The sequence below is a fragment of the Pseudoalteromonas sp. M58 genome (assembly GCF_042604605.1).
GTDB classification, from domain to species: domain Bacteria; phylum Pseudomonadota; class Gammaproteobacteria; order Enterobacterales; family Alteromonadaceae; genus Pseudoalteromonas; species Pseudoalteromonas tetraodonis.
This window is the reverse complement of the sequence record NZ_CP152390.1, coordinates 1,770,603-1,783,324: the sequence shown is the minus strand read 5'-3', so window position 1 is coordinate 1,783,324 and position 12,722 is coordinate 1,770,603. Positions and strand designations below refer to the sequence as shown.

Here is a 12,722-nt window from a genome sequence, read left to right as displayed (position 1 = left end):
AAGCAGGCACCTAGTTTCCTAGGTGCCTTTTTTCTTTCACATCGCGTTTGTCTATTAACGCACAGGTTTTCCTCTTTATAACAGACAAACAAATCCTCAGTTCAAGGCGAATTTAATTTATGAAGTATTTGGTTTATGCCAGCCTGATCCTAAGCGGTGCGAGTTTTGCACAAGACGCACCTTTAAGTGCGATTAGCGCGATTAATGCAGATAAAACACTCCTTACCGATATCACACAAACCTCAGCAGGGCTCATTGCTGTGGGTAAACACGGTACGGTAATTAAAAGTGTTGATGGTAACAATTGGCAACAAGCACAATCAGTGCCTACACAAGTATTACTAACGGCGGTTGAATTTACTAATGATTCTCACGGCTGGGCATGTGGACATGACGCCACAATTATAAATACCACCGACGGTGGTGAAAACTGGCAGTTACAACAAGCAAAGCCCTCACTTGATAAACCCTGTTTAGATATTTATTTTAAAGACGATTTACATGGTTATGCCGTGGGCGCCTACGGTATGTTTTATCAAACCAGTGATGGCGGCGAACATTGGCAAAAACGGTTTTTAGATTCACTGTTATTTAGTGAAGATAGAGCGTACTTAAACGATTTAAAAGAAACCGATCCCGAAGGGTATGAAATAGAAACCTCGTCTATTTTGCCACATTTTAACCGCATAGAACCGACTAGCACGGGTTTAATGCTAGTGGGAGAGATGGGCTTAATGGCAAAAAGTGATGACGATGGCCAAACATGGCAACGGATAGATGAAATTTATCCTGGCTCGTTTTTTGGTTTTGCTTTTGATTCATCGCAACAAATCGTCGCGGGGCTACGCGGTAATATTTTCGTAAATAAAACCGACAGTGGACAATGGCAGCATTTAGAAAATGACAAAACCGCCACTATTAATAGCATTATCAACTACAACAATAAACAATGGCTATTACTGGCTAATAGCGGTGTTATTTTTCATCTAAAAGATGATGAGCTGTCATACGAGCAATTGGCCGATGGTAAAGCAATACTTGATGGTGTAATTGTTAAAGATAGACTTATTATGGCGACAGAAAATGGCATTAAAGTGAAGGAGTTGACCCCTTAATGCAAGCAATTTTAGATTTCTTAGAAAAAGCGATTTTTAGGCACCGCACAGTAGTACTCATAAGTTTTGTGCTAATTACCTGTTTGTTGGTTTTTAAAGCAACACAGATTCAACTTGATGCGTCATTTAATAAAAATATCCCGCTCAATCATGAATACATGAAGGTATACACTAAACATGAGAAACAGTTCGGTGGTGCAAATAGTATTTTAATTTCTGTATGTGACGACAGCGGAGATATTTTCAATCCTGAATTTTTTACCCAATTAAAAGCAGTGCACGATCAGCTTTATTTTATTCCTGGGGTAAATCGTCCTTTAGTAAATTCTATCTTTTCACCCAGTGCCCGTTTTGTTGAAGTCGTTGAAGACGGTTTTGCCGGTGGCCCTATCATTCCAGCTAACTTTAAAGCAGACAAGCAAGGGTTAGGCGTTGTAAAAGAAAATATTGAAAAGGCAAAAGTAGTTGGTCGTATGATAGCAAGCGATTATTCGTGTGCCATGGTCACCGCCCAACTGTTAGAGACTGATCCGCAAACACAAGAAAAATTAGACACCCTTGCGTTTGCAAAAAAATTAGAAACCGAAATTCGTGAACCTTTAAGTACTGATAATATCAGTATTCATATTATCGGTTTTGCAAAAATGGCTGGCGATATCGCTGAAGGTGCAAAAGGGGTTGTTTTATTTTTTGCCATCGCGATTGCGTTTACATTCGTCATGGTATGGCTATTTTGTGGCAGCTTGAAACTCACTATTTTACCAATTGTGTGTTCTATTATTGCCGTTATTTGGCAGTTAGGCTTATTGTCTAGTTTAGGCTTTGGCCTTGATCCTATGTCAATTTTAGTTCCCTTTTTAGTCTTTGCAATTGGTGTAAGCCACGGTGTGCAGATGATCAACGCCATTGGTAAAAAAGTCACTGAGGGCAAATCGACCGCCGTGTGTTGTCAATCTAGCTTTAGAGCTTTGCTGGTACCAGGTGGGATTGCGTTGTTATCAGATACGGTTGGCTTTTTAACACTTTTAACCATAGATATCGGCATCATTCGTGAACTGGCTATTACAGCAAGTTTAGGGGTGGCTGTTATTATATTTACTAACCTTATTTTATTGCCTGTATGGGCATCGTATATGCGTTTTGAAAACAGCATCCATATTCAATCGGGTGATGCCAACAAACCTAATATACTCGATGCAATGCGCGATTTATTAGTTAAAGCTACCGACCCTAAAACAGCAAAAATGATCATAGGTTTTACCTTGGTTTTATTTGCATTAGGTTATTGGCAAGCGGATAAAATGCGAATCGGTGATTTACACGCGGGTGCGCCATCGTTGCACCAAGATGCACGTTATAACCAAGATACCTTTTTAATATCGGACAAATACACCATTTCGTCTGACATTTTAAAAGTGATTGTGGAAGCATACCCTGCGGCCTGTACAGAGCACGATGTAATGGAACGTATATCGCGTTTTCAATATAAAGTTGAAAACTTAGCGGGCGTGCAGTCAGCGGTGAGCCTGAGTTCAGTGGCACAATCAGTCAATGCCGGTTACAACGAGGGCAATTTAAAGTGGCAAAGTTTGCCGCGCAATTCTGCCAGCTTAGTGCAATCAACGTCACGTGTAGAAACCAGTACAGGGTTATTAAACGGTGATTGTTCGGTAATGCCGGTGATTATATTTTTAGACGATCACAAAGCACAAACAATTGATAACGTGATTGCAAAAGTAAAACAATTTGCCGATGAAGAGGGTACAGATAAACTTGCCTTTAAATTGGCATCAGGGCCAGTTGGTGTTATGGCAGCAACAAATGAGTCTGTTTCAGCAGCGCAAATACCTATGATGTTGTATGTATACGGTGCGGTTATTATTTTATGCTTACTTAGTTTTAAGAGTGTAAAAGCAACAGTTGCGGTGGTATTACCCTTGTACATAGTATCAACCCTTGCACAAGCACTGATGGTACAGCTTGAGATTGGTCTGACTGTTTCAACGTTACCAGTGATTGCTCTGGGTGTAGGTATTGGTGTTGATTACGGTATTTATATTTTGTCATCGATGATGGGGCAGTTAAAACAAAACGTACCATTGAGTATTGCTTATCGTAATGCATTAGTTGAACGTGGTAGTGCGGTGTTATTTACCGGTATTACATTAGCGATTGGTGTAAGTACGTGGATTTTTTCTGATTTGAAGTTCCAAGTTGATATGGGAATTCTGCTTACCTTCATGTTTTTAGTAAATATGTTGGGCGCAGTGTTACTTTTACCTGCAATTGGCAGCTTGCTCTGGACTGACCAGAAAAAATAAGGTGAATAAATTTGCTCCAAAATGGCCAGTAATGGCCATTTATATCTATATTTTGTGAATAGATGACCAAATAGCTGAAATGCTTAAAATGTTTTCATCGAAAAGGCTGTTTATTAGTTTCAAAAGGGTTAGAATTTAACTGACTCCACGCTAATAAATGGCTGTACAAATACTCTGCTAAACTAGCAGTGATAGATTAAGGAACATACAATGACACGAAATGAAGGCCAAGCCTCGGTTATTTTAGATAACGTCTGTAAGCTTATCCAGAAAAAAGTTCGCGCTGATAATGTGTTACTCGTTGAGAAATTCGCCAAAGCCTTGTACAGCAATATGTCTAAAGAGGATTTGGCAAATCGCAACGACAGTGACTTATATGGTGCTGCACTTAGCCTTTGGAATTCGCTAGAAAAAAATACATCAGATGACGCAGTTATTCGCGTTTTCAACCCTGAAGTGGCAAAAGATGGCTGGCAGTCATCGCATACCATTGTAGAGATCATTGCTAAAGATATGCCATTTTTAGTTGACTCTGTGCGTATGGCCATGACACGAGAAAACATTGCCTCTCACTTACTTCTACATAGCCCACTGAAAATTCAACGTGATAAAAACGATAAAATATCAGGGTTATCAAGCTTAAAAGCAGAGCAAGAATCAACATCAACAAAAACAGTATTCTTCATAGAAATTGACCGTCAAACAGATGCTACTGTTATTGAGTCTTTCAAAAAAGAACTTGAATCTGTACTCGTTGATGTATCGGTTGCGGTTGAAGATTGGCAGCCTATTCGCGAAAAACTAATCGCAGTTAGCAAAAGCTTACCTAAAAGCCACAAAGATAAAAATGATAACGAAATAAATGAAACCGTTGAGTTCTTAGATTGGCTAGTAAAAGACAACTTTACATTAATGGGTTACCGCCAATATGAGCTCTCGCCAGTCCAAGGTGATTATCAATTAAAAGGTAAAATGGATACCAGCTTAGGGTTAATGAAAAACTCAGATGCTGAGCATACACGTTTGCTTTCTGAGTTACCTGAAGTGGCTCGTCAAGAAGCACGTAGTAGTAACTTATTAATTTTAACAAAAACCAATTCATTATCTCGAGTTCATCGCCCAGCCTATATTGATTATGTGGGTGTTAAGCGTTTTGATGACAAAGGTAATGTGATTGGTGAAGACCGTTTTATAGGTTTATTCTCATCTAACTTTTATAACAACAGTGCTGCTGATGTCCCGGTTCTTAAAAGCAAGATTAATCGCATTATGGATATGTGTGATTTTGCTAAGGGTACACATGCATACAAAGCGGTATTAAACATCTTAGAAACCTACCCACGTGACGAATTAGTGCAAGCTCGCGAACATGAGCTACTTGAAGTTGCTATGGGCGTGTTACAAATTCAAGAACGCGATATGTGTCGTTTATTTGTTCGCAAAGATGCATACGGTCGCTTCCTATCTTGTATGGTGTATGTACCACGTGAACGTTATAACACGGCGCTGCGCCGCGAAACGCAGGCTATTTTAGCGAATGCATTTAATTCTGACGTTAAAGTCGAATTTACTACCTATTTCTCAGAGTCAACACTGGCGCGTACTCATTACACCGTTCGTGTGACCGATAACAATATTGAATATAACGTGAAAGACATAGAAAATAATCTAATAGAAGCCGCTCGTACCTGGGAAGATAAACTCCAATCAGCCTTACTCGAATCTGCTGGTGAAGCACGTGGTAACGAATTAAACCGTAAATACTGCAACGCTTTTGCACGTTCATATAAAGAAGAAGTATTACCAAGTGCCGCTGTTGTTGATATTGAAAAGCTAGAAATGCTAAACGATGACAACAAACTTGAGATGTTGTTTTATCGTCCACAAGAAGAGGCGAGCAGCAATATTGTTCGTTTAAGCTTATTCCACAAAGATGAGCCAATTCACTTATCAGATGTGATGCCAATGCTGGAAAACTTTGGTTTACGTGTTGTAGGTGAAACACCTTACTCAGTTAAAACCAGTGATGGTGGCATTAATTGGATCATGGACTTCTCAATGCTGATTGATAGCAAAGGGATGGCCGATTTTGATAAAATTTCCGCACGTTTTCGTGCCGCACTAACCAGTGTGTGGGCAAATCGTTTAGAAAACGATGGTTTTAACCGTTTAGTGTTAATGGGTGGGTTAACCGGTCGCGAAGCATCAATTTTACGTGCGTACGCTAAATACATGCGCCAAATTGGGGTTACTTTCTCGCAAACGTACATCGAAAGCACCTTTGCTAATTACCCACACATCGCGGCTAAAATCGTTAATTTATTTGCAAAAAAATTCTCAGTTAAAAGTCCTGCAAGTGCTAAAACACTTGAAAAACTAGGCTTAGAAATTTATGCAGAGTTAGAAAACGTAGCGAATCTTGATGATGACCGTATTATCCGTTTATACGTTGATATGATTGTTGCAACGCTGCGTACAAACTATTTCCAAAAAGATGCTGAAGGTAAGTTTAAGTCATACATTTCACTTAAAATTCAACCAAGTTTAATTCCAGAAGTACCACTGCCTGTTCCTGCGTTTGAGATTTTCGTTTACTCGCCGCGTGTTGAAGGTGTGCATTTACGCTTTGGTAAAGTTGCGCGTGGCGGCCTTCGTTGGTCAGACCGTCGTGAAGACTTCCGTACTGAAGTTTTGGGCTTGGTAAAAGCGCAGCAGGTTAAAAATACCGTAATTGTACCGGTTGGTTCAAAAGGCGGCTTTGTATGTAAACAACTACCTAGTGAGCGCGAAGCGTTTATCAAAGAAGGCCAAGAATGTTACAAAATCTTCATTCGTGGCTTATTAGATATCACAGATAATATTGAGCGCGGCGAAGTTGTACCTGCTGTTGATGTTACTCGTCATGATGAAGACGATGCGTACCTAGTGGTTGCAGCGGACAAAGGAACTGCGACTTTCTCTGATATCGCGAACGGTATCGCAATCGAATATAACTTCTGGCTGGGTGATGCGTTTGCATCAGGTGGTTCAGTAGGTTACGACCATAAGAAAATGGGTATTACTGCGCGTGGTGCATGGGAGTCTGTTAAGCGTCATTTCCGTGAAATGGATATTAACTGTCAAACCACAGACTTTACTGCCGTTGCCATTGGTGACATGGCCGGTGATGTATTTGGTAATGGTATGTTGTTATCAAAGCACATTCGTTTGCAAGTGGCGTTTAACCACTTACATATTTTTGTGGATCCAAACCCTGATGCAGCTGCTTCTTACCCAGAGCGCGAGCGTTTATTTAATTTGCCACGTTCATCATGGGAAGATTACAACAAAGAGTTAATTTCAAGCGGCGGTGGTGTGTTCTCTCGTGCAGCCAAGTCGATTACGCTAAGCCCAGAAATGAAAAAAATGTTGGGCACTAAAAAAGCCAGCATGACGCCTAATGAATTGATCAAAGCCTCACTTATGATGGAGTTCGATTTATTGTGGAATGGCGGTATTGGTACATACATTAAGCACTCTAAAGAAACAGATGCGGATGTAGGGGACCGTGCAAACGATGCACTACGCATTAATGGTAAAGACCTTGGCGCTAAAGTCTTTGGCGAAGGCGGTAACTTAGGGGCAACCCAGTTAGGTCGTATTGAATTTGCTGCTAAAGGTGGCCGTGTAAATACTGATTTTATCGATAACGTAGGCGGTGTTGCGTGTTCAGATAACGAAGTAAACATTAAAATCTTACTTAATGGTTTAGTTGCCGAAGGTGATTTAACACGTAAGCAACGTGATGAGTTACTTTACTCAATGACCGACGAAGTATCTGAATTAGTGCTTAAAGACTGTTATCGTCAAACACACACTTTATCGATTACCCAATCGAAAGGGACCTCAACGCTTAAAGAAAAAATTCGTTTTATTCATGCGCTTGAAAAAGAGGGCAAGTTAGACCGTGCGATTGAGTTTATTCCGACGGATGAGGAGTTAGCAGAGCGTGCTGCCGCAGGCAGAGATTTAACACGTCCTGAGCTTTCAGTGTTGGTCTCTTATGCGAAAATGGTTCTTAAAGAGTCATTAGTAACCGACGAAATTACCGAAAACCCTTACTATCGTCAGTTATTGGTTAAATCATTCCCACGTCCATTACGTGAGAAGTTTAACGATGCTATGAATAATCACCCACTACGCAAAGAGATCATTGCCACTAAGTTAGCAAATAATATTGTTAACGATATGGGCTTAAACTTTATGGTGCGTATGAATGAAGAAACAGGTGCAAACGAAGCTGAGATTGCATTATGTTATTCAATCGCAAGTGAAATATTCCAAATGCGTGACACTTGGTTATCAATTAGTGACTTAGATAACAAGATACCGTCTAACGTACAAACAGAAATGTTGTACCAGTTACGTCGTACTGTTCGTCGTGCAACTCGTTGGTTCTTACGTCACCGTACGAAAGCACAAACAATTGAGCAATCAATTGAAGCATTTGCACCAACATTTGCCGATTTAAGTGAAAACTTAAATAAATACATTGTTAAAGCAGAAAGCGATCGTATAGAAAGTGCACGTGAAGAGCTAACGCAAAGCGGTGTTCCGGTTGAGATTGCTCAGCGTATTGTATCGTTATCAAGCTTGTTCTCTGTAATGGACTTGACACAAATTGCGCAAAACTCTAATCGTAAAATCGATATGGTATCGCACACTTACTTCAAACTTGGTGCGCAAATGGGGCTACATTGGTTCTTAGACCAAATTACTAATCAACCTGTTTCAAACCATTGGCAAGCACTTGCGCGTGCTTCATATCGTGAAGAGTTAGATTGGCAACAACGTACATTATCTGAAGTAGTGTTAAACAGCTTTGAAGGTGATAGTAGTGATGTTGATGGCCAAATTGAACAGTGGATGGATAGCCAAGATCTGTTGTTACAGCGCTGGAAACAAATGCTAACTGAATTTAAAACATCGCAAAGTCATGACTTTGCAAAATTCTCAGTTGCACTTAGAGAGCTTATGTTACTAGGCCACAACTGTGATACCTCTGCAAAGTAATAAACTGCAACTGATTAAAATTAATCGTTAAACAGTTTTTTGTTATATAATACCTCAGCCTTGTCTGAGGTATTTTTTTGTCTACAACTTTAAGAGGATTATATTCATGTTTTACGATTTAGCTCGCCGTTTTATGTTTACCCGTGATGCGGAGTGGGCCCATGATTTTGCTCTTAATAACTTACGTCGCTTTGCTAATACACCGTTAAGTGCCGCGTGGTCACAAAGCGTGGCAAATAAGCCTGTGAACTTTTTAGGCCTCGAATTTAAAAATCCCGTAGGGCTTGCCGCTGGTCTTGATAAAAATGCCGAGTGTATTGATGCATTTGCCCAAATGGGGTTTGGTTTTGTCGAAGTAGGCACAGTAACACCGCGTCCACAAGCAGGTAACGATAAGCCTCGTATGTTTAGATTGCCACAGTCGAATGCAATTATTAATCGCATGGGCTTTAATAATAAAGGCGTTGATAATCTAGTAAATAACGTAAAAGCAGCAAAGTATGATGGCATTTTAGGTATTAATATTGGTAAAAATAAAGATACGCCGAATGAACAAGGCAAAGATGATTACATTCACTGTATGCGAAAAGTGTTTGAGTATGCATCTTACATAACCGTCAATATTTCATCACCTAACACACCAGGACTGCGTGACTTACAATATGGCGCAGCATTAGATGACCTATTGCAAAGTTTAAAAAATGAACAGTTAGATTTAATTGCCAAGCATAATAAAAATGTACCTATGCTGGTTAAAATTGCGCCAGACTTAGATCCTATTCAAATTGAACAAGTGAGCGAATCACTATTAACGAATAAAATTGATGGTGTGATTGCCACAAATACAACCCTTGAGCGTAGCCTAGTGCAAGGTCAGCAGTATGCTGATGAAGCAGGGGGGTTATCGGGTGCTCCGGTAAGAGAGCGTTCAACTCATATTGTTTCTGAACTAAAACGTTTAACTAATAATCAATTACCTATCATTGGTGTAGGCGGTATTGATGACGTTCAATCGGCTAAAGAGAAGATGAACGCAGGGGCTGATTTGATTCAAGTTTACACTGGATTTATTTATAAAGGACCACAATTGGTCAAGTCGATCATTAACGACTTATAAGGATCAGTTATGTAAGCTTTTGATCGTTCGATAAATGTTCTAAAAAGACGTTTTAAAAATGGTCAAAAGCAGCTATACTCTAAGCTTATTGTCTTATTTTATTTTTTTAAGTACTAAGTAGGGAGGAGCAAATGTTACAAGCGTCAAAGCAATGGCAGTGGATAGCGTGTGCTGAAAAAAACCGCTTACTGCTTGATTTAAATGACGATATGCAACTATGCACCCCTTATAAACTAAGGCAATTAACAGATTGCACCTTTAAAAACCCTTACTTTAGTTTAGAAGACGCCGCTTTTTATGAGCAGGTATATTATTACCTCGAGCAGTTTAACTTATGGAATCCTGCGCAATTATGTCAAATAGCGCTCAATGCCACCGCGGTTAAGTTTCAATTAAAGCCCGTTTTAGCTAAAAGTTGGTTTTTTAAAACTTACACGGGTACAACACCTAGTACTGAAGCCGTTATCAACTTGAGCTCTGAATCTCAAACTGGCGAGTTTTTAATTGTGGAGCATTGCCCTGATGCTTCTGTGTGTATTAATTTAAGCGAAACCTTTGCGCTTGACGATAATTTATCACTCTCACAGTTTGAAGTGATCCGCGTATTAAACAACCGTGTTCACCCGCTTATTATCTCACAGTACGATAGTCAAACCGCTTAATCTAATTTAGTTTTCCCACCGTGTTTATGGCGTATTTGTACGCAAACCTATGTTATAATCCCGCGCAATTAGCTATTAAGGGTTTTTACTTTGCAATTTATCGCACTTACTTCTATCGGAATCGAAAATTTATTGGTTGATGAACTTACAGAGCTTGGCGCTACGGTGTCAAAACAAACTGTGGGTTCTGTTCGCTTTGAGTCTGACTCATTGCTAGCGCAAAAGGTGTGTTTATCAACACGCTTTGCTACGCGTGTACTTATGCTTATTGAAGAAAAAGAAGGCGTAAATGACAAAGACAGCTTGTATAAATTTGCACGCTTACAACCTTGGCAAGAGTGGTTTGGGCCTACGCAAACCTTTGCTGTTGACTTTAATGGCACAAACGACTCGCTTAAAAATACCCAGTTTTCAGGGTTAGTGATTAAAGATGCGATTGTTGATTATTTTAATGATCTGTATGAACAGCGCCCAAATGTTGATAAGCAAGATGCGAATGTACGAGTGGTTGCACGTTTAAATCGCCATGGTGTTTCACTTTATATTGATTATTCAGGCCCGCGTTTATCAGAGCGTGGTTACCGTCAAGGTCAAGGTAAAGCACCAATTAAAGAACATTTAGCTGCAGCAATTATTAAACGCAGTGGCTGGCTTGAAAATGTTAACCAGCCTTTATTTGATCCCTGTTGTGGTGCTGGTACTATTTTAATTGAAGCCGCTGGAATGGCGCGTAATGAAGCGCCAGGTCTATTTCGTGAAGGCTTTGCGTTTGAACGTTTACCTAGCTTTAGAGTGGCAAAATTTAAAGAACTAAAAGAGCAGCTTTTAGCAAATATTACCGACCCTAAATTGTGGTTGATTGGCCATGATTACGACGCAAATGTCCTTGATAAAGCCATTGCCAATGCGCAGCGCGCAGAACTTGATACGGTAATTAAGTTTAAACAAAGCGATGCAACTAAATTGACTGCGGTTGCTAAATTGCCGGGTGTTGTTATTTCTAATTTACCTTATGGTGAGCGAATTGGCTCTATGGCTGAGCTGGTTAACTTACATCGCAGTTTAGGTGTTGGCTTTAAAAAACACTTCAACCACTGGAAACTAGCTTTATTAGGCATGGATGAAAGCTTGTTTAAACTGCTTAAATTGGTTAAGCAAAAACGTTATAAATTTAAAAATGGCCCACTTGATGTTGAATTAAACTTGTATCAACTTGATGACAAGCAAGTGAGTCTTACCACGGATGATAAACCGGCTTTAAACTTTGAAGGCTCAATGGCTTTTGCTAATCGCTTGAAAAAGAATAAGCAAGGCTTAAAAAATTGGCTTAAGCAAAATCAAGTACACGCCTATCGCGTGTATGATGCAGATATTCCTGAATATAACGTTGCGGTTGATATTTATGGTGATTCAGCGGTTATTTTTGAATACGCAGCACCAAAAGAAATTGATGAAAAAACCTCAGAAAAACGCTTGCAAGATGTTATTAGCTTAACAGCGCAACAACTGGATATTGCACCTGAAAACATTGCGGTAAAAGTACGTAAAAAGCAAAAAGGTGAAGAACAATATACCCCGATGGCTAAGCAAAACAGAACCATGGTGGTAGAGGAGTTTGGTGCTAAGTTTAAAGTTAACTTATTTGATTACTTAGACACCGGACTATTTTTAGATCACCGTCTTGCGCGTCGTTACATTCAAGAAAATGCAAAAGATAAGCGCTTTTTAAATCTGTTTGCCTACACGGGAACAGCGTCGGTTCATGCTGCATTAGGCGGTGCAAAAGCGATTACTACCGTTGATTTATCTAAAACCTACCTAAAATGGGGGCAAGATAACTTTGCGCTTAACGATATTAGCAATACGCGTTATCGGTTTGAGCAAGCAGACTGTTTAAAATGGTTAGAGCATGCACAAGGCCAATACGACTTGATCTTTTTAGACCCTCCAACATTTTCTAACTCTAAGCGAATGAAAGATGCGTTTGATGTACAAAATGATCACATTAAGCTGTTAACTTGGGTTAAAAAAATATTGAGCCCATCGGGTACGCTTATATTTTCTAACAATAAACGCGGCTTTGTGATGGACGAAGTAGGGTTAATGGGCTTAGGCTTAAAAGCGGAAAATATTTCAGAAAAAACCTTATCTCCCGATTTTAAACGTAATAAAAAAATTCATAATAGCTGGTTAATTAAACATGGCTAAGTGGGTTTTATATCACACAGACGGTTGCCACTTGTGTGAGCAAGCTGAGCAACTGTTAAAACCGTTACTTTCATCAGCTGATGAATTACAACTTATTGATATTATGAGCGATAACTCATTAATTTTAGAGTATCAAATCAGTATTCCGGTTTTAAAAAATCAACAAGGCCAGCAATTGTTTTGGCCGTTTACTGCACCTCAGGCGCAGCAGTTTTTAGCGCAAGCAGAATAAGAGTAAAGATTAATT

The 12,722-nt window shown here is 39.6% G+C and carries 7 protein-coding genes; all 7 read left to right on the top strand.

Going from position 1 to position 12,722, the window contains the following annotated elements; all coding sequences use genetic code 11:
* The first annotated feature begins 119 nt into the window (after positions 1 to 119).
* The 7 genes from AAGD16_RS08170 (at position 120) to AAGD16_RS08140 (ending at position 12,707) form a co-directional block, all read left to right on the top strand.
* Entirely contained in the window at positions 120 to 1,115 is a 996-nt protein-coding gene (locus tag AAGD16_RS08170) for a WD40/YVTN/BNR-like repeat-containing protein (RefSeq protein WP_377111188.1), read from the top strand.
* Entirely contained in the window at positions 1,115 to 3,436 is a 2,322-nt protein-coding gene (locus tag AAGD16_RS08165) for an RND family transporter (protein ID WP_377111186.1), read from the top strand. Before AAGD16_RS08170 ends, AAGD16_RS08165 begins: the two co-directional genes overlap by 1 nt.
* 210 nt (positions 3,437 to 3,646) lie before the next feature.
* Entirely contained in the window at positions 3,647 to 8,488 is a 4,842-nt protein-coding gene (locus AAGD16_RS08160) for an NAD-glutamate dehydrogenase (protein ID WP_036954632.1), read from the top strand.
* A gap of 106 nt (positions 8,489 to 8,594) precedes the next feature.
* Entirely contained in the window at positions 8,595 to 9,605 is a 1,011-nt protein-coding gene (gene pyrD / locus AAGD16_RS08155) for a quinone-dependent dihydroorotate dehydrogenase (RefSeq protein ID WP_024603052.1), read from the top strand.
* A 131-nt stretch (positions 9,606 to 9,736) separates the two neighbouring features.
* Entirely contained in the window at positions 9,737 to 10,267 is a 531-nt protein-coding gene (locus AAGD16_RS08150; protein ID WP_036954637.1) for a cell division protein ZapC, read from the top strand.
* Between the two features lie 90 nt (positions 10,268 to 10,357).
* Entirely contained in the window at positions 10,358 to 12,475 is a 2,118-nt protein-coding gene (gene rlmKL, locus AAGD16_RS08145) for a bifunctional 23S rRNA (guanine(2069)-N(7))-methyltransferase RlmK/23S rRNA (guanine(2445)-N(2))-methyltransferase RlmL (protein WP_377111183.1), read from the top strand.
* The gene (locus tag AAGD16_RS08140; protein ID WP_036954640.1) at positions 12,468 to 12,707 is read left to right on the top strand and encodes a glutaredoxin family protein; all 240 of its coding nucleotides are present in this window, start codon (positions 12,468 to 12,470) and stop codon (positions 12,705 to 12,707) included. Before rlmKL ends, AAGD16_RS08140 begins: the two co-directional genes overlap by 8 nt.
* Positions 12,708 to 12,722: the final 15 nt, after the last annotated feature.

Bases quoted from the DNA above. Each gene is read 5' to 3' on its own strand.
- AAGD16_RS08170 (WP_377111188.1), top strand. From the start codon at position 120: ATGAAGTATTTGGTTTATGCCAGCCTGATCCTAAGCGGTGCGAGTTTT.
- AAGD16_RS08165 (WP_377111186.1), top strand. From the start codon at position 1,115: ATGCAAGCAATTTTAGATTTCTTAGAAAAAGCGATTTTTAGGCACCGC.
- AAGD16_RS08160 (WP_036954632.1), top strand. From the start codon at position 3,647: ATGACACGAAATGAAGGCCAAGCCTCGGTTATTTTAGATAACGTCTGT.
- pyrD (WP_024603052.1), top strand. From the start codon at position 8,595: ATGTTTTACGATTTAGCTCGCCGTTTTATGTTTACCCGTGATGCGGAG.
- AAGD16_RS08150 (WP_036954637.1), top strand. From the start codon at position 9,737: ATGTTACAAGCGTCAAAGCAATGGCAGTGGATAGCGTGTGCTGAAAAA.
- AAGD16_RS08140 (WP_036954640.1), top strand. From the start codon at position 12,468: ATGGCTAAGTGGGTTTTATATCACACAGACGGTTGCCACTTGTGTGAG.